23 protein-coding genes are annotated in these 24,339 nt (G+C 74.0%); 8 read left to right on the forward strand and 15 right to left on the reverse strand.

Annotated features, from left to right (window positions below):
• From ACSNOH_RS07950 to ACSNOH_RS07965, 4 genes are all read right to left on the reverse strand, one after another.
• On the reverse strand, positions 1 to 670 hold a 670-nt coding region (locus ACSNOH_RS07950), incomplete at its 3' end, for a biotin/lipoyl-containing protein (protein ID WP_436720503.1).
• A 48-nt stretch (positions 671 to 718) separates the two neighbouring features.
• Positions 719 to 2,107, reverse strand: coding sequence for a dihydrolipoyl dehydrogenase (gene lpdA, locus ACSNOH_RS07955; protein WP_436720504.1), 1,389 nt, complete (start codon positions 2,105 to 2,107; stop codon positions 719 to 721).
• A gap of 345 nt (positions 2,108 to 2,452) precedes the next feature.
• Entirely contained in the window at positions 2,453 to 3,982 is a 1,530-nt protein-coding gene (locus ACSNOH_RS07960) for a leucyl aminopeptidase (RefSeq protein ID WP_436720505.1), read from the reverse strand.
• A gap of 476 nt (positions 3,983 to 4,458) precedes the next feature.
• Positions 4,459 to 5,256 (reverse strand): adenosylcobinamide-GDP ribazoletransferase, encoded by a 798-nt coding sequence (locus ACSNOH_RS07965; protein ID WP_436720506.1) that lies wholly within the window; start codon positions 5,254 to 5,256, stop codon positions 4,459 to 4,461.
• Between the two features lie 85 nt (positions 5,257 to 5,341).
• Here ACSNOH_RS07965 and ACSNOH_RS07970 point away from each other — a divergent pair, with 85 nt between their 5' ends.
• Positions 5,342 to 6,079 (forward strand): hypothetical protein, encoded by a 738-nt coding sequence (locus ACSNOH_RS07970; protein ID WP_436720507.1) that lies wholly within the window; start codon positions 5,342 to 5,344, stop codon positions 6,077 to 6,079.
• Here ACSNOH_RS07970 and ACSNOH_RS07975 read toward each other — a convergent pair.
• The 6 genes from ACSNOH_RS07975 to ACSNOH_RS08000 all read right to left on the reverse strand — a co-directional run bounded on the left by ACSNOH_RS07975 (position 6,046) and on the right by ACSNOH_RS08000 (position 12,296).
• Positions 6,046 to 6,801: a hypothetical protein gene (locus ACSNOH_RS07975; protein WP_436720508.1), complete on the reverse strand. Its 756-nt coding sequence runs from the start codon at positions 6,799 to 6,801 to the stop codon at positions 6,046 to 6,048. The genes ACSNOH_RS07970 and ACSNOH_RS07975 overlap by 34 nt on opposite strands.
• Positions 6,798 to 8,564: a phosphatidylglycerol lysyltransferase domain-containing protein gene (locus ACSNOH_RS07980; RefSeq protein WP_436720509.1), complete on the reverse strand. Its 1,767-nt coding sequence runs from the start codon at positions 8,562 to 8,564 to the stop codon at positions 6,798 to 6,800. Before ACSNOH_RS07980 ends, ACSNOH_RS07975 begins: the two co-directional genes overlap by 4 nt.
• Positions 8,565 to 8,638: 74 nt before the next feature.
• Positions 8,639 to 9,685: a nicotinate-nucleotide--dimethylbenzimidazole phosphoribosyltransferase gene (locus ACSNOH_RS07985; RefSeq protein WP_436720510.1), complete on the reverse strand. Its 1,047-nt coding sequence runs from the start codon at positions 9,683 to 9,685 to the stop codon at positions 8,639 to 8,641.
• 167 nt (positions 9,686 to 9,852) lie between these two features.
• The gene (locus tag ACSNOH_RS07990) at positions 9,853 to 11,067 is read right to left on the reverse strand and encodes a sensor histidine kinase (protein ID WP_436720511.1); all 1,215 of its coding nucleotides are present in this window, start codon (positions 11,065 to 11,067) and stop codon (positions 9,853 to 9,855) included.
• A 108-nt stretch (positions 11,068 to 11,175) separates the two neighbouring features.
• Positions 11,176 to 11,454, reverse strand: a complete 279-nt coding sequence (gene pspAA / locus ACSNOH_RS07995; RefSeq protein WP_436720512.1) for a PspA-associated protein PspAA — start codon at positions 11,452 to 11,454, stop codon at positions 11,176 to 11,178.
• 41 nt (positions 11,455 to 11,495) lie between these two features.
• The gene (locus ACSNOH_RS08000) at positions 11,496 to 12,296 is read right to left on the reverse strand and encodes a PspA/IM30 family protein (RefSeq protein WP_436720513.1); all 801 of its coding nucleotides are present in this window, start codon (positions 12,294 to 12,296) and stop codon (positions 11,496 to 11,498) included.
• 277 nt (positions 12,297 to 12,573) lie between these two features.
• On the opposite strand from ACSNOH_RS08000, the gene ACSNOH_RS08005 reads away from it, so the two are divergent.
• The 3 genes from ACSNOH_RS08005 (at position 12,574) to ACSNOH_RS08015 (ending at position 15,533) form a co-directional block, all read left to right on the forward strand.
• Positions 12,574 to 13,188: a DUF3043 domain-containing protein gene (locus tag ACSNOH_RS08005; protein WP_436720514.1), complete on the forward strand. Its 615-nt coding sequence runs from the start codon at positions 12,574 to 12,576 to the stop codon at positions 13,186 to 13,188.
• Positions 13,189 to 13,274: 86 nt separating this feature from the next.
• Complete coding sequence (locus tag ACSNOH_RS08010; RefSeq protein ID WP_436720515.1) at positions 13,275 to 13,982, forward strand: class I SAM-dependent methyltransferase; 708 nt, start codon at positions 13,275 to 13,277, stop codon at positions 13,980 to 13,982.
• 471 nt (positions 13,983 to 14,453) lie between these two features.
• Positions 14,454 to 15,533, forward strand: a complete 1,080-nt coding sequence (locus tag ACSNOH_RS08015; protein ID WP_436720516.1) for a S1C family serine protease — start codon at positions 14,454 to 14,456, stop codon at positions 15,531 to 15,533.
• Between the two features lie 49 nt (positions 15,534 to 15,582).
• On the opposite strand, the gene ACSNOH_RS08020 is transcribed toward ACSNOH_RS08015, so the two are convergent.
• Complete coding sequence (locus ACSNOH_RS08020; RefSeq protein ID WP_436720517.1) at positions 15,583 to 15,792, reverse strand: hypothetical protein; 210 nt, start codon at positions 15,790 to 15,792, stop codon at positions 15,583 to 15,585.
• 127 nt (positions 15,793 to 15,919) lie between these two features.
• Here ACSNOH_RS08020 and ACSNOH_RS08025 point away from each other — a divergent pair, with 127 nt between their 5' ends.
• Both ACSNOH_RS08025 and ACSNOH_RS08030 read left to right on the forward strand, forming a co-directional pair.
• Positions 15,920 to 17,137 (forward strand): bifunctional adenosylcobinamide kinase/adenosylcobinamide-phosphate guanylyltransferase, encoded by a 1,218-nt coding sequence (locus ACSNOH_RS08025; RefSeq protein ID WP_436720518.1) that lies wholly within the window; start codon positions 15,920 to 15,922, stop codon positions 17,135 to 17,137.
• A 22-nt stretch (positions 17,138 to 17,159) separates the two neighbouring features.
• Positions 17,160 to 17,891, forward strand: coding sequence for a response regulator (locus tag ACSNOH_RS08030; RefSeq protein ID WP_436720519.1), 732 nt, complete (start codon positions 17,160 to 17,162; stop codon positions 17,889 to 17,891).
• 90 nt (positions 17,892 to 17,981) lie between these two features.
• Here the strand turns inward: ACSNOH_RS08030 and nadA are convergent, their stop codons facing one another.
• Entirely contained in the window at positions 17,982 to 19,169 is a 1,188-nt protein-coding gene (gene nadA, locus ACSNOH_RS08035) for a quinolinate synthase NadA (protein WP_436720520.1), read from the reverse strand.
• A gap of 248 nt (positions 19,170 to 19,417) precedes the next feature.
• Between nadA and erpA the strand changes: the two genes are divergently transcribed.
• Positions 19,418 to 19,774, forward strand: coding sequence for an iron-sulfur cluster insertion protein ErpA (gene erpA, locus ACSNOH_RS08040; RefSeq protein ID WP_004946545.1), 357 nt, complete (start codon positions 19,418 to 19,420; stop codon positions 19,772 to 19,774).
• An 80-nt stretch (positions 19,775 to 19,854) separates the two neighbouring features.
• Here the strand turns inward: erpA and ACSNOH_RS08045 are convergent, their stop codons facing one another.
• Entirely contained in the window at positions 19,855 to 21,381 is a 1,527-nt protein-coding gene (locus ACSNOH_RS08045) for a hypothetical protein (RefSeq protein ID WP_436720521.1), read from the reverse strand.
• 123 nt (positions 21,382 to 21,504) lie between these two features.
• Complete coding sequence (locus ACSNOH_RS08050; RefSeq protein WP_436720522.1) at positions 21,505 to 21,729, reverse strand: hypothetical protein; 225 nt, start codon at positions 21,727 to 21,729, stop codon at positions 21,505 to 21,507.
• Positions 21,730 to 21,892: 163 nt separating this feature from the next.
• Here ACSNOH_RS08050 and ACSNOH_RS08055 point away from each other — a divergent pair, with 163 nt between their 5' ends.
• Positions 21,893 to 22,867, forward strand: coding sequence for a carbohydrate kinase family protein (locus tag ACSNOH_RS08055; protein WP_436720523.1), 975 nt, complete (start codon positions 21,893 to 21,895; stop codon positions 22,865 to 22,867).
• Between the two features lie 66 nt (positions 22,868 to 22,933).
• Here ACSNOH_RS08055 and ACSNOH_RS08060 read toward each other — a convergent pair whose 3' ends face one another.
• Complete coding sequence (locus tag ACSNOH_RS08060; RefSeq protein WP_436720524.1) at positions 22,934 to 24,325, reverse strand: cysteine desulfurase/sulfurtransferase TusA family protein; 1,392 nt, start codon at positions 24,323 to 24,325, stop codon at positions 22,934 to 22,936.
• Positions 24,326 to 24,339: the final 14 nt, after the last annotated feature.

Raw genomic sequence — 24,339 nt, forward strand, 5'->3', positions numbered from 1 at the left:
GGGCAGCCGGGGCGGCCGGAGCGGCAGCGGCCGGAGCCGCACCCGCGGCGCCGATCACGGCCAGCTTGGCGCCGACCTCGGCGACCTCGTCCTCGCCGACCACGATCTGCAGCAGCACGCCGGAGGCCGGGGCCGGGATCTCGGTGTCGACCTTGTCGGTGGAGACCTCGAGCAGCGGCTCGTCGGCCTCGACCGTCTCGCCGACCTCCTTCAGCCAGCGGGTGACGGTGCCCTCGGTGACCGACTCGCCCAGCGCGGGCAGGACGACGTCGGTGCCCTGGGCGTCACCGGCCGGAGCGGCGGCGGGGGCGGCCTCGGCGGCCGGAGCGGCCTCGGCCGGAGCCTCGGCGGCGGCCGGAGCGGCGGGGGCCTCGGCGGCCGGGGCCGGAGCCTCGGCAGCGGCCGGAGCCGGGGCGGCAGCGGGGGCGCCGGTGCCGTCGTCGATGATCGCGAGCTCGGCGCCGACCTCGACCGTCTCGTCCTCGGCCACCTTGATGGAGGCGAGGATGCCGGACGCGGGGGCCGGGATCTCGGTGTCGACCTTGTCGGTGGAGACCTCGAGCAGCGGCTCGTCGGCCTCCACTCGCTCACCCTCGGCCTTGAGCCAGCGGGTGACGGTGCCCTCGGACACGCTCTCGCCGAGCGCCGGCAGGGTTACGGAAACCGCCATGGTTGCGGTTGCTCCTTACGAATAGTGCGGATGTGGTGCGCTCGGGACTTAGTCGTGCGAGTGCAGCGGCTTGCCGGCCAGGGCCAGGTGAGCCTCGCCCAGAGCCTCGTTCTGCGTCGGGTGCGCGTGGATGAGCTGCGCGACCTCGGCCGGCAGCGCCTCCCAGTTGTAGATCAGCTGGGCTTCGCCGACCTGCTCACCCATGCGGTCGCCGACCATGTGGACGCCGACCACGGCACCGTCCTTGACCTGGACGAGCTTGATCTCGCCCGCGGTCTTCAGGATCTTGCTCTTGCCGTTGCCCGCGAGGTTGTACTTCAGAGCGACGACCTTGTCGGCGCCGTACAGCTCCTTGGCCTTCGCCTCGGTGATGCCGACCGAAGCGACCTCGGGGTGGCAGTACGTGACGCGCGGCACGCCGTCGTAGTCGACCGGCACGGGGTTGAGACCGGCCAGCCGCTCCGCAACCAGGATGCCCTCTGCGAAGCCGACGTGCGCGAGCTGGAGGGTCGGGACGAGGTCACCGACGGCCGAGATGGTCGGCACGTTGGTGCGCATGTACTCGTCGACCAGGACGTAGCCGCGGTCCATCGCGACGCCCTGCTCCTCGTAGCCCAGGCCCTGGGAGACCGGGCCGCGGCCGATGGCGACCAGCAGCACCTCGGCCTCGAACTCCTTGCCGTCCGCAAGGGTGACCTTGACGCCGTCGGCGGTGTACTCCGCCTTCTGGAAGAAGGTGCCGAGGTTGAACTTGATGCCGCGCTTGCGGAAGGCGCGCTCCAGCAGCTTGGAGCTGTTCTCGTCCTCGACCGGGACGAGGTGCTTCAGGCCCTCGACGATGGTGACGTCGGTGCCGAAGGACTTCCACGCGGAGGCGAACTCGACGCCGATGACGCCGCCGCCCAGGATGATCGCGGACTTCGGCACGCGGTCCAGGGTCAGGGCGTGGTCCGAGGAGATGATGCGGTTGCCGTCGATCTCCAGGCCCGGCAGCGACTTCGGCACGGAGCCGGTCGCCAGGAGGACGTGGCGGCCGGTGACGCGCTGGCCGCCCACATCGACGGACGTGGGGGAGGACAGGCGGCCCTCACCGGTGATGTAGGTGACCTTGCGCGAGGCGACCAGGCCCTGCAGGCCCTTGTACAGGCCCGAGATCACGTCGTCCTTGTACTTGTGGACGCCCGCGATGTCGATGCCCTCGAAGGTGGCCTTGACACCGAACTGCTCGCTCTCGCGAGCCTGGTCGGCGACCTCGCCGGCGTGCAGCAGAGCCTTGGTGGGGATGCAGCCGCGGTGCAGGCAGGTGCCGCCGAGCTTGTCCTTCTCGATCAGGGCGACGTCGAGACCCAGCTGCGCTCCGCGCAGGGCAGCGGCGTAACCGCCGCTACCGCCTCCGAGGATCACTAGGTCGAAAACGGTGCTGGCGTCGTTCGCCACGTCACGTCCTCCATGCATGGATACGCCGGATCCGGTCACCGATGACCGGGCGGCGGCTGTCGTTCGGCCGCGTTTCTTCGGCCCTGTGATTAAGGGGGCCCTGTCCTGCCGAGACAACATCTTCGCATTTGTTGACGGACGGCGGGACGCCGGGCCGGTCTCAGAGGCGACTGTTGCGTCACCTTCGGGGGTTACTCGTGCGTACGGGCCGGGGTTTTCGTTACGGGCGAACGGAATCCGCCCGGCCCCGGGCAAAAGCCGCGGAGCCGGGCGGCCGGGCAGGCCGTCGTGCGTGCCGTGCGAGCCCGGCGCGACCCCGGAGCGCGTGCGCGCTTCGCGCGAGGCTCAGCCGAGGTCGCCGTCGGCGGTGCGCTCCGCCAGCCGGACCAGCGTGCGGACCGCGGAGCCGGTGCCGCCCTTGGGGGTGTAGCCGAACGGGGCGCTCTCGTGGTAGGCCGGGCCCGCGATGTCCAGGTGGGCCCACGTGATGCCCTCGCCCACGAACTCCTTCAGGAAGATGCCCGCGAGCAGGCCGCCGCCCATCCGCTCGCCCATGTTGGCGAAGTCGGCGACCGGGGAGTCCATGGCCTTGCGCAGCTCGGCGGGGAGCGGCATCGGCCACGCCTGCTCGCCGGTCTCCTCGGCGATCTCGTACAGCGAGGTGCGGAACGCGTCGTCGTTGGCCATGATCCCGAAGGTGCGGTTGCCCAGCGCGAGCACCATGGCGCCCGTCAGGGTGGCGACGTCGACGATCGCGTCCGGGTTCTCCTCCGAGGCGCGGGCCAGGGCGTCGCCCAGGACCAGGCGGCCCTCGGCGTCCGTGTTCAGCACCTCGACGGTCTTGCCGCCGTACATCTTCAGGACGTCGCCCGGGCGGGTGGCCGAGCCGGACGGCATGTTCTCCGCGAGGGCCAGCCAGCCCGTCACGTTGACCCGCAGGCCCAGCCGGGAGGCGGCCACGACCGCGGCGAACACGGCGGCGGCGCCGGCCATGTCGCACTTCATGGTCTCGTTGTGGCCGGCCGGCTTCAGGGAGATGCCGCCCGAGTCGTACGTGATGCCCTTGCCGACGAACGCGAGGGTCTTCTCCGCCTTCGGGTGGGTGTAGGCGATCCGCACCAGGCGCGGCGGGGCGTCCGAGCCGCGGCCGACGCCCATGATGCCGCCGTAGCCGCCCTTGAGCAGCGCCTTCTCGTCCAGCACCTCGACCTTCAGGCCGAACTCCTTGGCGGCGGTCTGGGCCGCGGCGGCGAACGTCTTCGGGTCGAGCTCGTTCGGCGGCATGTTGACCAGGTCGCGGGCGCGGTTGACCTCCGCCGCCACGGCGACGGCGCGGTCGGCGGCGGCCTTGAACGCCTTGTCGCGCGGCTTGGCGCCGAGCAGGGCGACCTCGGCGAGCGGGGCGCTCTTCGCGGCCTTGTCGTCCTTCTTGGCGGAGCCGTTGCCCTCCGGGCGGAAGGAGTACGCGCCGAGCAGGGCGCCCTCCGCCACGGCGGCGGCCGCCTCGGCGTCCTCGACGGGCAGGGCGAACCCGGCCTTCTTGGTGCCGGTCAGGGCACGGGCCGCGGTGCCCGCGGCGCGGCGCAGGGCCTCGTGGCCGAAGGCGTCGTCCTTCGCCGGGGCGTCGCCCAGGCCGACCGCCAGCACGACCGGGGCCTTCAGCCCGGAGGGGGCGGGGAGCTTGGTCGTCTCCCCCTCGCCGCCGGTGGCGCCGAGGGTCTCCAGGATGCCGGCCAGCTTGCCGTCGAACGCCTTGTCCACGGCTTCGGCGCCGGGGGCGACGACGGGGCCCTTCGGGCCCTTGGCCACGCCGACGACGATGGCGTCCGCGCGCAGCGTCGCCGCACTGGAAGTGCTGAGAGTCAGAGCAGACACGGTGGTGGGGTCCCTACTTCCGTTGAGTTTCCTCGGCCGAGCGGGTGGGCCGGCCGCACCCCGGGCATCGTATGCGGTGACCTTGCCGGGTGGCTTTGGCGGTGTCGTTCACGATGCACCGACTTTCGCCGCCCGGGGCGGGGCGGCCCGCCGGTCCGGGCTCCGCCCGGGGTGGGCCCGGCCTGCCCGTCCGCCGCGGCGGCGGTTCCGGGCCCGGGTGCGGTGCCGGCGCATTGCCTCCGCCGTGGCGGTGATCAGCCACCGTGGTGGATTTCGGCGGTGCCGTTGCTGCCTCAGGCGGGTCCGGCACCGCCGGTACGGTCGTGGCGGGTTCTCGCCGTTGCGGCGGTGGGGAGGTTGCGGTCCCCCGAATGTGTTCCACCGCGCCGGTGGGGAGGCGGCAATAGCCGCATCCATCGGCCCCGCCGCAACCGCGCTCGGCCCCCGCCGGGTTGCTCGGCGGTGCCGTGCCCGCGTCAGCTCAGCGTCAGGGTTATCAGGGCCGCCGTCGTCGTCGTTTCCGCGAGAGCGCCGAAGACGTCGCCCGTTACGCCGCCGAAACGACGTACGCACCGCCGCAGGAGGAGCTCCGCGCACAGCAGGGCCGCCAGCGCCGCCGCGGCCGTGCGCAGCGGGCCGTACGGGCCCAGGAACGCGCCCCACGCCGCGCAGCACGCCAGCACCGCCACCGTGGTCGCCAGCGCGCCGCGAGGCGTCACCGCGCCCGCCACGGCCGCCCCCAGCCCCTCCGGCCGGGCCGCCGGGACGGACGGGCGGCAGGCGAGCGTCAGCGCGCAGCGGGCCGTCACGGCCGCCGTGAGCGCGGCGAGCGCCCCCCGCAGCGGCGACGCCCCGTACGCCCCGGAGAGCGCCGCGACCTGCGCCAGCAGCACGAGCAGGAGCGTGACGACGCCGAACGGCCCGATGTCGGACTGCTTCATGACGCGCAGGGCGTCGTCCGCCGGCTTCCCGCTGCCCAGCCCGTCCGCGACGTCCGCAAGCCCGTCCAGGTGCAGGCCGCGCGTGAGGACCGCCGGGACGGCGACCGCCGCCACCGCCGCCAGCAGGGGGCCCGAGCCCAGGGCGAGCAGGACCGCTCCCGCCGCGGCGGAGGCCGCGCCCACCGCCAGGCCGGCCAGCGGCGCCGCGAGCATGCCGCCGCGCGCCGCCGCGCGGTCCCAGCGGGTGAGGCGGACGGGCAGCACGGTGAGCGTGCCGAAGGCGAAGCGCAGGGCGTCGCCGGCGGTGGCGGGCGCGGGTGTCGTGTCGGTCATCGCGGGCACACTATCCGGCCGGTCACGGGCAGTAGGTTGCCGGTGAGGGGCCGATCCGGAGCGAGTGCGAGCGTCGTGGAGCGTCATGGGCCAGTGGTTGAGCCGCAACATCGTCGAACCGGGCAAGCTGCCCCTGCTGCTCGCCCTGGCCGCGTTCGTCCTGACCTTCCTCGTCACCCGGGTCATCACCCGCCTGATCCGCGCGGGCCGCGGCCCCTTCCGCAACATCAGCCCGGGCGGGCTGCACGTCCACCACGTCGTGCCGGGCGTCGTGCTCACGGTGATCGGCGGCTTCGGCGCCGTCGCCTCGGGGCGGCACGGCTTCGGGGCGATGGTGGCGGCCGTCCTGTTCGGCACGGGCGCGGGCCTCGTCCTCGACGAGTTCGCGCTCGTCCTGCACCTGGACGACGTCTACTGGACCGAGCAGGGCCGCAAGAGCGTCGAGATCGTCGTGCTGACGGCGGCCCTCGTGGGCCTCGTGCTGGCCGGTTTCCTGCCGTTCGGGGTGAACGAGCTGACCCCGCAGGAGCTGCACGACCGCGGCCTCGTCGTCGTCAACGTCCTCGTCAACTTCCTCATCGCGCTGTTCGCCCTGGCCAAGGGAAAACCGCGGATCGCCCTGATCGGCGCGGTGGTTCCCTTCGTGGCCCTCGTCGGCGCGGTCCGCCTGGCCCGCCCCGGCTCACCGTGGGCGCGCCGCTTCTACCGCAAGCGCCCCCGGGCCCGCCGCCGGGCCCGTGTGCGCGCCTACCGGCACGACGCGCGCTGGGAGGCCGTCCGCAACAGGGTTCACGACCTGCTGGCGGGCGCCCCGGACCGCTGACCCCTGCCCCGGCCGCGCCCGTGGCCGCGGGCACACGGCGGAACGCCCCCGTCCGCGCGGTCCTCGCGGCGTCTTCGCCGCGCCTCGTCCACCGCGCACAGCGCCAGCACCGCGGCCACGGCCGCGATGTGCTCCTTGCCCGCCAGATTCGGCTTGACCAGCACTTCCACCACCATCGCCAGGACGGCCGCCGCGCAGGTGAACCAGGCCCGGTAGCGCCAGGAGACGAAGACCGCCAGCCCCACGACGGCCGCCGACGGGCCGGTGTCGACGACCTTCGCGGCCTCGGCCGGCAACCCGAACACCGAGTCCGGCCCGATGTGGATCGCCAGCCGCGCGTACATCGTCCCGGCGAGCGTGGCCACGTACGAGATGGCCAGCGTGCGCCACTTGCCCAGGCAGATCTCCGCGATGCCGAAGACGAGCAGGACCTGCGCCAGCGCGCCCCACACGGGCAGGTCCAGCGCGGGGACGAACAGCGACAGCGGCGTCCGCAGCAGGGCGATCCACCAGGGCAGCTGCGCCTGCACGGAGCCGACCCGCTGCACCGGCTGGAAGCCCCACGACTGGTTCTGCACGATCTGGAAGACGGCCGTGAGGACGACGGCGGCCAGCGTCATCGGGATCGCCCGGAGCTTCTTGCGCGCGAGTGCCGTCCGGACGGTCCCGAAGAGCGGTCCCCACTCGGTGTGCGCGGCGCGACGCAGCGCCGCGCAGTTCATCGCCTGCTCTCCAGGTGCTTGCGGTTGAGCCACTTGGGCAGGCCGGGGGCCTCCAGGAAGCCCTCGGCGCGTGCGCTCGCGATGCCGATCCGCAGCAGATCGCTGCTCTTCTCGAACAGCATGAACCGAGGTTCCCAGATGGGGCGGTACTTCGCATTTGCTCGGTAGAGCGACTCGATCTGCCACCACCGGGAGAAGAAGCTCAGCAGCGAGCGCCACGCCCGCAGCACCGGGCCCGCGCCCAGCCGGGAACCGCGCTCGAAGACCGACCGGAACATCGCGAAGTTCAGCGACACCTGGGTGATGCCCAGGCCCGGCGCCTGCTGCAGCAGCTCGATGACCATGAACTCCATCAGGCCGTTCTCGGAGTCCCGGTCGCGCCGCATCAGATCCAGCGACAGGCCCTTCGGGCCCCACGGCACGAAGCTCAGCAGCGCCCGCAGCTCGCCCTCGCCGTCGTGGCACTCCAGCATCACGCAGCGCCCGTCGAGCGCGTCGCCCAGCCGGCCCAGCGCCATCGAGAAGCCGCGCTCGGTCGCCCCGTCGCGCCAGTCGTCGGCGCGCCGCAGCAGCTGCGCCATCTCCTCGTCCGGGATGTCCTCGTGGCGGCGGATCCGTACGGTGTAGCCGGCCCGCTTGACGCGGTTGTACGCCTGCCGGACCGTGCGCATGGCGCGGCCTTCGAGGGTGAACTCCGCGGTGTCCACGATGGCCTCGTCGCCGAGCTCCAAGGCGTCCAGGCCGTGGCGCGCGTAGATCGTGCCGCCCTCCTCGCTTGCGCCCATCACCGCCGGGATCCAGCCGTGCTCGCGGGCCTCCGCCAGCCACGGCTCGATCGCCCCCGGCCAGGCCTCGGGGTCGCCGATCGGATCGCCCGAGGCCAGCGAGACACCGCCCACCACGCGGTACGTGACCGCCGCCTTGCCGCTGGGCGACCAGATCACGCTCTTCTCGCGGCGCAGCGCGAAGTAGCCCAGCGAGTCGCGGTCCCCGTGCCGGTCGAGCAGGGCGCGCAGCCGCTCCTCGTCACCGGCGGTGAGCGGGTCGGTGGCGCGCCGGGCCCGGAAGGCCGCGTACACCACGAGCAGCAGCAGGGCCGTGCTCATCACGTTGATCGTGACGTCGACCCAGCCGGGCACGCTGAGGCCCGGATAGGCGCTCTCGTCGACCTGCAGCGAGATCAGCCGCATGAAGCCGTAGTGCCAGCGGTCGAAGAACGTCGCCCGGTACTCGTCCGGCGCGTCGTTCGCCGCCCGCACCAGCAGCGCCGCCGTCAGCGAGGCGACCAGCAGGCCGCCCACCGCGACGATCGCCGCCAGCTTCGGGTTCGACCGGTCGCCCTTGGCGTAGAACTCCTTGCGGCCCGCCAGCAGCGCGGCCACGAACAGGCCCGTGGCCACCAGCGAGAACCAGTTCGGCGCGTGCCGGCTGAACTCCGGGGTGAACATGAGCGTCGCCATGAACAGCAGGAACAGCCCCGACAGCACCAGGTTCAGAATCCACGAAGCGCGCTTGCGCCGGCGCAGCGTCACGGCCATCACGAACGACCACAGCGCCGACGCGAAGCCCGCCGTCAGCAGGTACGGCGTGAAGAACTCGTCGTCGTTGTGACGCCGGATGTCCGCGCCGAACGACACCCACACCGCACTGAGCAGATTGACGAACGTGACGACGCGCAGGTACCACACGGCGAAAGCGGCGGCGCGCCGTGACCTGCGGCCACCCGGCGCGCCCTCATCCGGAGTCAAGCGGACTTCTCCCATGAAAGACGGTTCAGGGCACTGTCTGCGACGGGTTTCGTATGTTCCGCACTTTCCGTACCCGGCCGTCCCGGAGGTCAGCCGCGCTCGGGAAGTTCCGCCGCCAGGGCCGCGGCCGCCTGCACCAGTGGCAGGGCGAGCAGCGCCCCCGTCCCTTCGCCCACAGTGACGCCATGATCGAGCAAAGGGTTGAGCGCCATCCGGTCGAGCGCCTTCGCCTGCGCCGGGTCGCCGCTGGCCTGGCCCGCCAGCCACCAGTCCGGCGCCCGGAACGCCACGCGCTGCGCGACCAGGGCACACGCCGCGGAGACGACTCCGTCGAGGATCACCGGGGTGCGGCGGACCGCGCTCTGCAGCAGGAAGCCCGTGGCCGCGGCCAGGTCCGCGCCGCCCGTCGCCGCCAGCAGCTCCAGCTGGTCGCCCAGCACCGGGCGGGCCCGGCGCAGGCCGTCCCGGATCGCCGCGCACTTGCGCATCCACGCCAGGTCGTCGATGCCGAAGCCGCCGCGGCCGGTCACCACCGAGGCGTCCGTGCCGCACAGCGCGCCGATCAGCGTGCCCGCCGCCGTGGTGCCGCCCACGCTCAGGTCGCCCAGGACCACCAGGTCGGTGCCCGAGTCCGCCTCCTGGTCGGCGATCGCCATCCCCGTACGGAACGCCGCCTCCGCCTCCTCGGGCGTCAGCGCGTCCTCGATGTCCAGGCGGCCGGAACCGCGCCGGACGCGGTGCCGGGTCACCTCCTCGGGCAGCTCGGCCGGGTCGCAGTCGACCGACATGTCGACGACGCGCAGGCGCGCGCCGGCGCGGCGGGCCAGGACGGCGCCCGCGCTCTCACCCGCGAGGGCCCTCTTCACCAGCGCCGCGGCGCCCTCCTGCGGGCCGCCGGACACCTCCAGCTTCGCGACGCCGTGATCGCCCGCGAACACCAGGGCCGTGACCTGCTCCACCGGGCGGACGGGCACCGCCCCCTGCGCGGCCGCGAGCCACTCGGCCAGCTCGTCCAGCCGCCCCAGCGCGCCGGGCCGCAGCCCGAGGCGCTCCCGCCGCTCCTCCGCGTCCCGCCGCACGCCCGGGTCGGGGCGCTCGATCAGCGTCGCGAAGTCATCAAGATTCAGACCGCTCATCCGCGGGAGCCTACCCGCCCTGCGGGCGGCTGGAACGGCCTCGTACGGGTTACGGCCGTTCGGCCACGGCCGGCCGGGGTGCCCGGCGGTGCCGTGCGGCGTTCGGCGGTGGTTGTACGGCACCGCCGGTCATGTCCGGGCGGAGGGGGCCGCTGGGTGCCGCCCTGCTATGGGCGGCCCCCTAGCGGAAGTACCGCGTGGACGCGGAAGCCCGGGGCGCCGTCCCGGCGGGGAGCCGCCTCGCAGGCGCCGCCCAGGGCCGTGACGCGTTCGCGCATGCCGAGGAGTCCGTGGCCGCCCGACTCCGGCGGGGGCGCGGCCGGCGGGGAGCCTCCGCCGTCGTCCAGGACGGTCACCACCAGGGCGTCGGGCCCCCGGTCCAGGGTGACCTCCGCCCGCGCCACCGGCCCCGCGTGCTTGTGCACGTTCGTCAGGGCCTCCTGCACCACGCGGTAGGCCGCCAGATCGACCGCGGCCGGCAGCGCGCCGCCGGGCCCGCCGGTGACCGAGACCGTGAGCCCCGCCCGGGCGAACCCGTCGACGAGCCGGCCGAGCGAGCCCAGCCCCGGCGCCGGCTCCGTCGGCGCCTCGGGGTCGCCGTACTGCCGCAGCAGCCCCACCGTCGCGCGCAGCTCCGACAGCGCCGAGCGGCTGGCCTCCCGCACGTGCGCGAGCGCCTCCTTGGCCTGGTCGGGGCGGCTGTCCATGATGTGCGAGGCGACCCCGGCCTGGACGTTGACCAGCGCGATGTGGTGCGCGACCACGTCGTGGAGCTCGCGCGCGATCCGCAGCCGCTCCTCCGCCACCCGCCGCCGCGCCTCCTCCTCCCGCGTCCGCTCCGCCCGCACCGCCCGCTCCTCGATGGCCGCGACGTAGGCCCGCCGGCTGCGGACGGCGTCGCCCAGCGCCCCGGCCAGCGCGGTCCAGGTGAAGAGCCCGAGGTTCTCGGGGGAGTACCAGGGCGGCACCCCGAAGACCATGACGGCGCAGGTGAGGACCGCGACCGTGACCACGGCGAAGCGCCACGCCGCCGACCGCTCCGTACGCGAGGCGATCGTGTAGAGCGCCACGACCACGGACATCGCGATCTGCGTGCGCGGCGGGCCGCCCCGGTCCGCGACGATCTCGGCCAGGGTCAGCGCGGCCGTCACGCCGAGGACCGTGCGCGGGAAGGACCGCCGCGCGGCCAGCGCCCCGCAGGCCACCGCGCAGAGCAGCAGGAAACCCGGCCCGGGGGCGTGCGCGACGCGGCCGCGGCCCGCGTACGAGCCGATCACGACGACCGCGTAGGCGAAGACGGCCAGCAGGGCGTCGGCGGCGAGCGGATGCGCCCGCAGCCACCGGTGCGGGCGGGCGAAGCCGGGGACGGCGAGGGAGCTCATCGGGAGGGATCCCGTCTCGTGGCCGCGCCCCCGTCCCGGACGGGGACGGGGGCGCGGCGGGTGCTGGAGTGCCGGAACCGGGCGGAGCGGGCCCGGCCGGTCAGCCGGTCAGCCGGGGATGAGGCCGTCGTCGCTGAGCATCTGCCGGACCTCGTCGAGCGTGGCGTCGGGAGCGGGCAGGATCAGCTCGGAGGGTTCGAGCGCGTCGTCGGGCAGCGGGCTGCCCATGCGGCGCACGGCTTCGAGAAGCGCCTCAAGGGTGCGCCGGAAGCCGGGCTCGTCACCGCCCTCCATCTCTTCGAGCAGCTCGTCGTCGAGCTTGTTGAGCTCCACGAAGTGGCTGTCGGCGAGCTTCCACTGCCCTTCCCCCATGATCCGCACGATCATGACGGTCTCTCCCTCGGTCGGTGCCCGGGTACGCGGTGAACTTACTGCTTGTCGAAGCGGGGCCGCTCCTGCTCGGCGTGCGAGGCGGCCCGGCCGCTGCCGGCGGCGCCGCCCTCGATGGCCTGCTTGGGGGCGCTGCCGCCGGCCAGCTCGGCCTTCATCCGCTGCAGCTCCAGCTCCACGTCCGAGCCGCCGGAGAGACGGTCCAGCTCGGCGGTGATGTCGTCCTTGGCCATGCCCGTGGGGTCGTCGAGCGCGCCGGAGGCGAGCAGCTCGTCGATCGCACCGGCACGGGCCTGCAGCTGCGCCGTCTTGTCCTCGGCGCGCTGGATGGCCATGCCGACGTCGCCCATCTCCTCGGAGATGCCGGAGAAGGCCTCGCCGATCCGCGTCTGGGCCTGGGCGGCGGTGTAGGTGGCCTTGATCGTCTCCTTCTTCGTACGGAAGGCGTCGACCTTGGCCTGCAGGCGCTGTGCCGCGAGGGTGAGCTTCTCCTCCTCGCCCTGCAGGGTCTGGTGCTGCGTCTCCAGGTCGCTGACCTGCTGCTGGAGCGCCGCGCGGCGGGAGAGCGCCTCGCGCGCCAGGTCCTCGCGGCCGAGCGCGAGCGCCTTGCGGCCCTGGTCCTCCAGCTTGGCGGACTGGCCCTGGAGCTGGTTGAGCTGCAGCTCCAGGCGCTTGCGGGAGGTGGCCACGTCGGCGACGCCGCGCCGCACCTTCTGGAGCAGCTCCAGCTGCTTCTGGTAGGAGTAGTCGAGGGTCTCGCGCGGATCCTCGGCCCGGTCCAGGGCCTTGTTGGCCTTCGCGCGGAAAATCATTCCCATACGCTTCATGACACCGCTCATGGGCCTCGCGCGCCCCCTTCTGACGGACTTCGGCTCCAGCACACCTTGCAGACCCCACAGTACGGGCCCTGCTTCCATTACCGCACTGTTCGGGCGCGGATGCGCTCCTCCTCCAGGACGATCACGAGGCCGCCGCCCTCCGGCGCAGGGAGTAGACGCCCACCCGGGGATCTTCCCGGGGAGAACCGGGGAACATCCAGGGGAACGGCCGCCGTTGCCGGATCGTTCCCCCGTACGGACCGCGCCCCCCTGCCCGTACCCCGTACCCTTGGGTTTCGTGTTCCGAAGCCGTTCCACTTCCAAGGATGAGCAGGCCGCCGCCGCGAAGGCGACCCCGGCCGAGCCCCAGCAGCCCCGTCACCCGCAGGCCCCCAAGGGCCGCCCGACCCCCAAGCGCAGCGAGGCCAATTCGCAGCGTCGCGCCCTGGCGCACACGCCGGCCAACCGCAAGGAGGCGGCCAAGCGCGCCCGCGAGGCCCGCCGCGCCGACCTCGCCAAGCAGCGCGAGGCCCTCGCCAACGGCGACGAGCGCTACCTGCCCGTCCGCGACAAGGGCCCCGTCCGGCGCTTCGCCCGCGACTTCGTGGACGCGCGGTACTCGGTCGCCGAGTTCTTCCTGCCGCTCGCCGTCCTCATCCTGATCCTGAGCATGGTCAACCGCGGCGGGTTCCAGACGTACGTGCTGCTCGCGTGGATGATCGTGATCGCCCTGATCGTGATCAACTCCCTGGTCACCGGGATCTCCCTCAAGCGCGCCCTCAAGCAGCGCTTCCCGGACGAGAACACCCGCGGCGCCGTGGCCTACGCCCTGATGCGCACGCTGCAGATGCGCCGCCTGAGGCTGCCCAAGCCCCAGGTCAAGCGCGGGGAGAAGCCGCGGGAGAAGCCCTGAGCGCCTTCGCGCCCGGCTTCGGCGCCGGCGCGGAGGGGTGGCTGGGCGGGCTGGGAGGCTTAAGGAACACCGTCCGTCAGGAGCTGGTGGGCCGCCAGCTCGACGAACAGATAAGCGCCCGCTATCCCGTCGGCCGGCGGCTGCGCATCCTCGACGTCGGCCCCGGCCAGGGCACGCAGGCGCTGCGGCTGGCCCGCGCCGGCCACGAGGTGACGGGCCTGGAGTCCGACCCCGTGATGCTCGGCGTCCTGCGCGAGGCGCTGGCCGCCGAGCCGGAGGGCATCCGCGAGCGGGTGCGGCTCATCGAGGGCGACGGCCGGGACACCGGCGTCCACTTCACCCCGGGCTCCTTCGACATCGTGCTCTGCCACGGCGTCCTGATGTACGTGCCCGAGCCGGATCCGATGCTCGCCGGGCTCGCCCGGGTGCTCGCCCCCGGCGGCCTGCTCTCCCTCCTGGTGCGCAACGCCGACGCCCTGGCCATGCGGCCGGGCCTCGCCGGCGACTGGGACACCGCGCTCGCCGCGTTCGACTCGCCCGCGTACACGAACCGGATCGGCCTGGAGGTCCGCGCCGACCGCCTGGAGACGCTGACCGCCACGCTCGCCGGCATCGGCGCGCCGCTGCACAGCTGGTACGGCGTGCGGGTCTTCACCGACCAGGCGACGGACGGCCGGCCCGTCCCGGCCGGCGCGGAACTGGAGCGCCTGCTCCGCGCGGAGGAACGGGCGGGGCGGACGGATCCGTACCGGGGGGTGGCGGCGTTGCTGCACCTGTGCGGTGTCCGCGGCTGAACGCCGCCGCCGGTCTTCCGGCACGTACGGAGTGCGGCCGGCCCGGCACCGCCGGCCCCCTCCGGCGGGGGCGGGCCGCCGCGGCGGCGGGTTCGAGGGCCGGGGCCTTCGAACCACCTGAGCGTCCGCGCGCAGGCCGTGGCCACCGCACGGGCCGGCCCGGCACCGCCGGGCTTCGCCGTAGGGGTTGATCGCCGATGCGGCGGATGTGGGGGCGCGGGCGTCCTCGGCCTGGCCGGCCGTGTGCGGAGCAGGCCGGGCCTGCGGCCGGCCGGCCAGGCGCCGCCGGGGCGATGCCCGCGGCAATCCCTCCACCGCCACGGCGAGCCACCCCCACCGGAGGTGACCGGCGGTGCCGAGCCGGCCGCCGGGCCTGCGGTCACCGCACCCGTGACGGCGCGGACCCGGTCCGTACCACCCATTCGTAGGCACGGCCGGGACAGGCCGGGCCGTAGCGGCAATACTCCGAGCATGGATGGCTCACGCGCCCGCGTCGCGCTCCTCGTGACCGCCGTCGTCTGTGCCGCGGCCCTGACCGCCGGCTGTTCCACCACCTCGCCCACCTCCCCACGCCCCGCGCAGAAGGAGGCGTCCGCCGCTTCCGGCGCGCCCACCGTTCCCGGTTCGGCCGGAGACCTTCAGGCCGCCTACGAGAAGGTCGTCAAGGACGTCCTGCCCTCCGTCGTCCAGATCACCGCGGGCGACAGCCTCGGCTCCGGCGTCGTCTACGACGACAAGGGGGACATCGTCACCAACGCCCACGTCGTCGGCTCCGCGCAGGCCTTCAAGGTCACCCTGGCCACCGGCGGCGGAGCCGTCGGCGCCCGGCTCGTCTCCAGCTACCCCGAGCAGGACCTCGCCGTCGTCCGGCTGGACGACGTTCCCAAGACCCTCAAGCCCGCCACCTTCGGAGACTCCACGAAGGTCGAGGTCGGCCAGATCGTGCTGGCCATGGGCAATCCCCTCGGCCTGTCCAGCAGCGTCACACAGGGCATCGTCTCGGCCGTCGGCCGCACGGTCAGCGAGGGCCGCAGCGGCGGCGGTACGGGCGCCACCATCGCGAACATGGTGCAGACGTCCGCCGCGATCAATCCGGGCAACAGCGGCGGCGCGCTCGTGAACCTCGCGGGCCAGGTCATCGGCATTCCCACGCTGGCGGCCACCGACCCCGAGCTCGGCCAGGGCGCGGCGCCCGGCATCGGCTTCGCGATCCCCGCCGCGACCGTCCGCACGATCGCCGGGCAGATCGTCAAGAACGGCCGCGTCACCGACTCGGGCCGCGCCGCGCTGGGCATCACCGCGCGCACCATCATCGGTCCCGACTTCACCCCGGCGGGCGTCGAGGTCGTCGCGGTCAACCAGAACGGGCCCGCGGACCGGGCCGGGCTGCGGGCGGGGGACGTCATCACCCGCGTCGGCAAGAGCGACATCACCACGATGCAGTCGCTGTCCGAGGCGCTCGCCGGCCTCAAGCCCGGCGACAGAACCGACGTGTCCTACAACCGCAACGGGGACGCCCGCAGCACGACCGTCACGCTCGGCGAGATGTGACACCGCCTGCCGTCCCCCGCGGGGGACGGCAGGCGGGGACGCCGCGGACTCAGCTCTCGGCCGCCGCGCGCAGGCTCATCGTGTAGATCTCCGTGCCGTCCTCGAACAGCGTCACCCGCTCCGCGCCGCCGTCCAGGAGCTCCTTCCAGACCTCGCCGACCCACGACTCGGCGTCCCCCTGCGTGCTGAACTCCTCGGGCTCGACCGCGGGGGAGGTCTCCGTCCCGTCGGCCTTCTCGAACCGCCACATCCACGCCATGTCCGCCTCCGTCAGTCGTGTGCCACGTCCTGGATACGTCCTGCGCAGCGCAGCCTAACGGGCCGCCGGAGGCGAGAAAGGGTGAGCCCCGCGCGCCCGCGGCCCCGGGACGCGAGACGATCAGTGCGTGGAACTGACACTGCTCGGCACCGGAGCCCCCGAGGGGCTGCCGCGCCCCGACTGCCCCTGCGCCTCCTGTGCCACCGCCGTCGGCGACGAGGCGCGGGCCGCGACCGCGGTCCTCGTCGACGGGGCGCTGCTGCTGGACCTCACCCCGGGGCCGGCGTTCGCCGCCGCCCGCGCGGGCCGGTCCATCGCCGGCGTCCGGCAGGTCCTGCTCTCGCACCCGCACGACGGCCCCGCCGTGGAGTTCCCGGCGGGCCTGCCCGCGCCCGGCCGGGTGCCGGACGGCCGCGAGCTGGCCGTGATCAGCGGCCACCGGATCCGCGCGGTCGCCCTGGACGCCCCGGGCACGGGGTACGAGGTGACGGCGGCGGACGGCGAGCGCCTGCTCTACCTCCCGCCGGGCGCGGCCCCCGCCGGCCTGAACAACGGCCCGGCCCAGGGCACCGCCCCCGCGGCGCCCTACAACATGGTGCTGCTCGACGTCACCGGCCGGCCGGACGCCCTCGCCCGGCTGCGCGCCGCGGGCGCCGTCACGGCCACGACGGACGTGATCGCCGTCCACCTCGACCACGACGTGCCGCCCGGCCGCGAACTGCACCGGCAGCTCGCGGCCGCGGGCGCCCGCGCCGTGCCCGACGGCACCACGCTCGTCGTCGGCGACTACCACGCGGTGCCGGACCTGCCCCGGCGCACCCTGGTGCTGGGCGGCGCCCGCTCGGGCAAGTCCGTGGAGGCCGAGCGGCGGCTGGAGTCCTTTCCCGAGGTGCTCTACGTGGCCACGGGCGGGACCCGGCCGGGCGACGCCGACTGGGCGGCGCGGGTGGCCCTGCACCGCGAGCGCCGGCCGGGCACGTGGCGCACGGCGGAGACCACCGACCTCGTACCCCTGCTGACCGCCGACGGGCCGCCGCTGCTGCTGGACTGCCTGTCGCTGTGGCTCACCGACGCGATGGACTCCGTCGGGGCGTGGGACGACGAGTCGTGGGCCGACGGCGGCAAGGACGCCCTGGCCGTGCGCGTCGCGGAGCTGGTCGCGGCCGTCCGGGCCACGCCGCGCACGGTGGTGCTGGTGAGCAACGAGGTGGGCTCGGGCGTGGTGCCCGCGACGGCGTCGGGCCGCCGCTTCCGCGACGAGCTGGGCCGGCTGAACACGGTGGTCGCGGCGGAGTGCGAGCACGTCCTGCTGGTGGTCGCGGGGCAGGCGCTCACGCTGCGCTGAGCGCTCCGTACCCTTGTGGCCCATGGCCGTTCCTGATCGCCCCGATCGCCCCGACAGCCCCGATCACTCCGCCCCCGTCATCCGGGTCCTCCTCGCCGACGACCAGGCCCTGCTGCGCAGCGCGTTCCGCGTCCTGGTGAACTCGGAGCCGGACATGACCGTCGTGGGGGAGGCCGCCGACGGCGCGGAGGCCGTGGAGCTCGCCCGGCGGCACGCCCCGGACGTGGTCCTGATGGACATCCGCATGCCCGGCACGGACGGCCTGGCCGCGACCCGGGCCATCTGCTCGGACCCGGCCCTCGCGGACGTGCGCGTGGTGATGCTGACGACCTTCGAGGTCGACGAGTACGTGGTGCAGTCGCTGCGGGCGGGCGCCTCGGGCTTCCTCGGCAAGGGCGCGGAGCCCGAGGAGCTGCTGGCCGCGATCAGGGTGGCGCGGGCGGGGGAGGCGCTGCTGTCGCCCGCGGCGACGAAGGGGCTCATCGCGCGGTTCCTCGCGCAGCCGGACGGGCCCGCGCGCCAGGAGGGCGGCCGGCCGGCCCGGCTGGACGCGCTCACGGGGCGGGAGCGGGAGGTGCTCGTGCACGTCGCGGGCGGGCTGTCCAACGACGAGATCGGCGAGCGGCTGGAGGTCAGCCCGCTGACCGTCAAGACGCACGTCAACCGTGCGATGGCGAAGCTGGGGGCGCGGGACCGGGCCCAGCTCGTCGTCATCGCGTACGAGTCGGGCCTGGTCCGGCCGAAAACGGACTAGCCGGAAACCGGCTGGCCGAGGACGGGCCGGCCGAGGACGGGCCGGCCGCCGGCGGGGCCCCGCGGGGCCCCGGCACGGCTACGGCTACTGCTACGGCAGCGCCAGCATCCGCTCCAGCGCCAGCTTCGAGAACGCCGCCACCTCCGGGTCGACCTCGATCCGGTTGACGACCTTGCCGTCCGCGAGGGACTCCAGCGCCCACACCAGGTGCGGCAGGTCGATCCGGTTCATGGTCGAGCAGAAGCACACCGTCTTGTCGAGGAAGACGATCTCCTTGCCCTCACCGGCGAATCGATTCGCCAGGCGCCGGACGAGGTTGAGCTCCGTGCCGATGGCCCACTTGGAGCCGGCCGGGGCGGCCTCCAGGGTCTTGATGATGTACTCCGTCGAGCCGACGTAGTCGGCCGCGGCCACGACCTCGTGCTTGCACTCGGGGTGCACCAGGACGTTGACGCCCGGGATGCGCTCGCGCACGTCGTTGACCGAGTCGAGCGAGAAGCGGCCGTGCACGGAGCAGTGCCCGCGCCACAGGATCATCTTCGCGCCGCGCAGCTCCTCGGCGGTCAGGCCGCCGTTCGGCTTGTGCGGGTTGTAGACGACGCAGTCCTCCAGCGACATGCCGAGGTCGCGGACGGCGGTGTTGCGGCCCAGGTGCTGGTCCGGCAGGAAGAGCACCTTCTCGCCCTGCTCGAAGGCCCAGGTCAGGGCGCGCTGGGCGTTGGAGGAGGTGCAGATCGTGCCGCCGTGCTTGCCGGTGAAGGCCTTGATGTCGGCCGAGGAGTTCATGTACGAGACGGGGACGGTCACCTCGGCGACGCCCGCCTCGGTCAGCACGTCCCAGCACTCGGCGACCTGCTCGGCGGTGGCCATGTCGGCCATCGAGCAGCCGGCCGCGAGGTCCGGCAGGACGACCTGCTGGTCGTCGGTGGTGAGGATGTCCGCGGACTCGGCCATGAAGTGCACGCCGCAGAAGACGATGTACTCGGCGTCCGGCCGGGCGGCCGCGTCGCGCGCGAGCTTGAAGGAGTCCCCGGTCACGTCCGCGAACTCGATGACCTCGTCGCGCTGGTAGTGGTGGCCGAGCACGAAGACCTTGTCCCCGAGCTTCGCCTTGGCCGCTCGGGCACGCTCCACCAGGTCCGGGTCGGAGGGCGCCGGCAGGTCGCCGGGGCACTCCACGCCCCGCTCGCTCTTCGGGTCGGCCTCGCGGCCCAGCAGCAGGAGCGCGAGCGGCGAAGGAGCGGGAGCCTGGAAGTCCAGGGGCTGGGCGGTGGTCACGTCACGCACCCTTTCTGTTTCTGCGGGACGGCCGGGAAGGGCCTTGTCGTCAAAATGACGCTATCTATCATAACCGCTTCGCGTCAGTTTGACGATGGTGATCGCGTCGATGTGACACATTCCCGATCCGGCGCCGGGTGTGCGAGCATGAAAGGCGGAAAACACCGCAGCAGGCCCGGAATGAATCCGGGAGACCGGCGGTTGCAGCCGAGGGCAAGCAGTCCGCACCAAACCCGGGAGTGAAGCAGATGTCCGTTCAGGACGAGAAGACCACTGTGAGCGACGGCATCCTCCTGTCCGACGCCGCCGCCGCCAAGGTCAAGAGCCTGCTGGAGCAGGAAGGCCGTGACGACCTCGCGCTGCGCGTCGCCGTCCAGCCCGGCGGCTGCTCCGGTCTGCGGTACCAGCTCTTCTTCGACGAGCGCTCGCTCGACGGTGACGTCGTCAAGGACTTCGACGGCGTCAAGGTCGTCACGGACCGCATGAGCGCCCCGTACCTGGGCGGCGCCTCCATCGACTTCGTCGACACCATCGAGAAGCAGGGCTTCACGATCGACAACCCGAACGCCACGGGTTCCTGCGCCTGCGGTGACTCCTTCAGCTAAGCCGCTGCTTCTGCACCGCGAAGGCGGTGGCTCCCCGGCCGGGGAGCCACCGCCTTCGCGGTGTCCGGGACCGCTCCCGATCACTTCTCCTGCCGCTGGGCCACGGGCTCGCCCGTCGACGCGTCCACGACCTTCCGGTCGCCCAGCGGCTCGTCCAGCGTCACCGTCTCGTCGAGCTTCTTCGCCATCAGCACGCACTGCCGGCCCGGCTGCTTCTCCGTCCCGGTGACCTTGACCGTCACCGCCGCGGCCGACTCCTCGGCGGACGCCGCGTAGCTCTGGCACACCCCGCCCCAGAAGTGCAGGACGAGCTTCTTCCCGTCCACGCTGTACGACTCCACGTGCACCGGCGACGACTTCGGCGTGCCCTTGCCCGGGCCCTCGGAGCGGTCCGGGGCGGGGGAGCGCCGCACCAGGAACCTGGGGTCCACCGCGGTCTGCGCCACGGTCACCGTCGCGCCCTTCTCCGCGCCCGGCAGGCGCACCTGGAACAGCCACGACGGCACCAGTGCCTGCCGCCCGGCCACCGACTGCGCCGACAGGCCCAGTGCGGCGCCGGTCACGGCCGCGGGCTCACGCGGCGGGGCCTTGGGCGGGCAGGGCACCGCGAAGCCGCGCGTCACGTCCCCGTCGGCCTGCGCACCGCCGTGCGGGACGGGAGAGGCGCAGCCGCCGAGTGCGGGACGGCCCGTGCCGCTGCCCTTGTTGAGCTCCTTCAGCGCCTCCTCGGCCGTCACGAGCGGATACGCCGCGCCCTTCGGCGGCACCTGCAGCTGGCCGCTGCCCCGGACGAGCTGGGCGTCCGAGCCGACCTCCAGCGTCGTGCGCCAGCCGAAGACCGGCAGGCCGTCCAGGACGGGATCGGCGTTGACCGTCCGCACCGCGCCGAAGAGGCCCGAGGCGTCGATCTTGGAGTCGTCCTGGCCGAGCGCCTTCAGGACGGGCGCGGCGGCGCTCTTCGCCTTCTCCTCCGGCACGGGCGGCTGCCCGTCCGGGGCCGGGCCCTCCTGCGGCGGGCAGCTGAGCGGCGCGGCCGGAGCCGAGTCCGCGGCCGGGTCCGTGCGCGGCCCTGAGCCCGGTGGGTGCACGCACCCCTTGCCGGCGTTGCCGAAGCGCGCGAAGGACCAGTTGCCGGGGCCCTTGCGGGCCACCCGCAGCACCGGCTCGTCCGCCCCGGGCGGGCCGCCGACGCGCCAGGTGTCGCCCTCCAGCTGCGGCGTGCCGGACACGTGCAGGGCCGCGGCGAGGGAGGCCACCCGCTCGCGGCTCACCTCGGCCTCCGGCAGCCGGACCGCGGCCGTGCGCGGCCCCTCGGGCAGCTTCCCCTCGGCGCGGTAGCGCACGCCGTTCGGGTCCGGCTCGCCCACGGCGATGCCCTGCGAGGGCCCGGTGGGCCCGGCGGCCGGGGCGTCCAGCGCGAGCGGAGGCGGCGAGCCCTCGCCGCCCGGCGCGCCGCCGCCCTTGCCGCCGTCGCCCCCCGATGACGTGGCGGCCCAGTACGCGCCGCCGCCACCGGCCAGCAGCACCGCCGCCGCCACCGAGGCGACCGCGAGCCGTGAACGCTTCCGCTGCCGCTTGCCTTCGGAGCTGCCGCCCTCGGTGCTCACCACATTGCTCCTTCACTCCGCCCGATGTCCGTAGCGCTGCATCCCCCGGGAAGGGGACGCGGCTTGGACGGAGCGGAGGAGCGAGCGGTTCCACCCGGCTGCGGCCGGGCCCGCAGCGGTGCGTCAGTCGCCGTACGGCGCCATCCCGTCCATTCCGTCGATCAGCCGCGCCGACCCCGCCGGGACCGAAACGCCCCTGATCAGCGAAGGCGGCACGGCCGCGGCCGGCCGGCCCTGCCCCGGCGCCCCCGTCCAGTGCGGCGACATCCGCGCGCACAGCCCGCGCAGCTCCGCCAGCGACTCGGGCTCGTACTCGGCAGAAGTGACGTCCTTCACAGAGTTCGGCATAGCGGCACCGTATGCACCCGCAACGCACGAGGAAAGGGCTACTATTTGGTAATTTTGCCTGGACGATGGCCGAAACTGTACGCAGGTGCGAATTCCGGACCCGGTAGCGTGGTGTGGCTCGTCCTGATCCCCGTCACCTCGCCCCCGCAGGAGCAGAACCGCCGTGCGTATCGCAGTCACCGGCTCCATCGCCACTGACCATCTGATGACGTTCCCCGGCCGTTTCGCCGATCAGCTCGTGGCGGACCAGCTGCACACCGTCTCGCTCTCCTTCCTCGTCGACGAACTCGACGTCCGCCGCGGCGGTGTCGCCCCCAACATCTGCTTCGGCATGGGCCTGCTCGGCCTGCGCCCCATCCTGGTCGGCGCCGCCGGCGCGGACTTCGCCGAGTACCGGGCCTGGCTGGAACGGCACGGCGTGGACACCGACTCGGTCCGCATCTCCGAGGTCCTGCACACCGCCCGCTTCGTCTGCACCACGGACACCGACCACAACCAGATCGCGTCCTTCTACACCGGCGCGATGAGCGAGGCCCGCCAGATCGAGCTGCAGCCCGTCGCCGACCGCGTCGGCGGCCTCGACCTGGTCCTCATCGGCGCCGACGACCCCGAGGCGATGATCCGCCACACCGAGGAGTGCCGCTCCCGGGGCATCCCCTTCGCCGCCGACCCCTCCCAGCAGCTGGCGCGCATGGACGGCGACGACATCCGCGTCCTCGTCGAAGGCGCCACGTACCTCTTCACCAACGAGTACGAGAAGGCCCTCATCGAGTCCAAGACCGGCTGGTCCGGGGACGAGATCCTGGCCAAGGTCGGCACCCGCATCACCACCCTCGGCGCGCAGGGCGTGCGCATCGAGCGGGCCGGCGAGCCCGCCATCGAGGTCGGCTGCGCCCAGGAGGAGGCCAAGGTCGACCCGACGGGCGTCGGCGACGCCTTCCGCGCGGGCTTCCTCGCCGGCCTGACCTGGGAGCTGTCCCTGGAGCGCGCCGCCCAGCTGGGCTGCATGCTCGCCACCCTGGTCATCGAGACCCTGGGCACCCAGGAGTACGAGCTGCGCCGCGGCCACTTCATGGAGCGCTTCACCAAGGCCTACGGCGACGAGGCCGCCGCCGAGGTCAAGGTCCACCTGTCCTGACCCCGGCCGCCGGCCCCGCCCGCCCGTTCAGGGCCTGCTGACCCCTGCCCCCGCCCGGGGCGGGGGTCACGCGCGTCGCCGCACCACGTACGCCGTCCCCCGCTCCGCCGGGCGCTCGCCCACGTACTCCTGCTCCCGCATGTCGCACCAGGCGGGAATGTCCAGGCGCGCGGCCTCGTCGTCGGACAGCACCGTCACCAGACCGCCCACCGGCACGTCGCCGATGGACCGGGCCAGCTCGATCACCGGGACCGGGCAGCGCTTGCCCAGCGAGTCGATCACCAGCTCCGACGCCGTCCGGGACACCGGCTCCGGCGCGGCCGGCGCGGCAGGGGCGCCCAGTTCCCGCCGCACGGACGCCACCACCCCCGGCAGCACGTCGAGGAAGCGCTCCACGTCCTCCTCCGCCGTGCCCGCGGGCAGCGACACCCGCACGTTGCCCTCCGACAGCACGCCCATCGCCCGCAGCACATGGCTCGGGGCCAGCGTGCTCGACGTGCACGAGGAGCCGGAGGAGACGGAGAAGCCCGCCCGGTCGAGGGCGTGCAGCAGCGTCTCGCCGTCGACGTACAGGCACGAGAAGGTGACCAGGTGCGGCAGCCGCCGTACCGGGTCGCCCACCACCTCCACGTCCGGCACGAGCGCGGGCACCCGCTCGCGGATCCGCTCGACCAGCGCCCGCAGCCGGGCGCCCTCCTCCGCCGCCTCCTGCCGCACGGCCCGCAGCGACGCGGCCGCCGCCACGACCGCGGGCAGGTCGGGGAAGCCCGGCGCCCGGCCCGACTCCCGCTCGTCCGCGGGGCCCTGGAAGGCGAACCGCGTCCCCTTGCGGACGGCCAGCAGGCCCACGCCCGCGGGGCCGCCCCACTTGTGCGCGCTGGCCGTGAGCAGCGACCAGCCGCTCGCCACCGGCCCCCACGCGAGCGACTGCGCCGCGTCCACCAGCAACGGAACCCCCGCGGCCCGGCACTCCTCGGCCACCTCGGCCACCGGCTGCTCGGTGCCCACCTCGTGGTTGGCGGACTGCAGGGCGGCCAGCGCCGTGTCGGGCCGCAGCGCCGCGGCGAACGCGCCGGGCGCGACGCGGCCCGCCCGGTCGACGGGCACCTCGGTGAAGCTGCCGCCGGCCGCCTCCAGGGCCGCGGCGGAGGCGAGGACGCAGGAGTGCTCGACGGCCGAGACCACCAGGTGGCGGCCGGTGCGGCGGCGCCCGGCCAGGGCGCCGGCAAGGCCGTCGTGCACCGCGCGGGTACCCGAAGGGGTGAAGACGAGCTCGTCGGGGCGGCAGCCCACGGCCTCCGCCGCGGCCTCGCGGGCGGCGTCCAGCAGCAGCCGGGCCCGCCTGCCCTCGCGGTAGAGGCGGGCGGGATCGGCCCAGCCCTCGTCGAGGGCGGCCAGCAGCGCCTGGCGGGCGACGGGGTGCAGGGGGGCGGCGGAGGCGGCGTCGAAGTAGGGCACACCCAGAAACTAAC

It is taken from the genome of Streptomyces sp. URMC 127 (assembly GCF_051386535.1).
GTDB lineage: Bacteria > Actinomycetota > Actinomycetes > Streptomycetales > Streptomycetaceae > Streptomyces.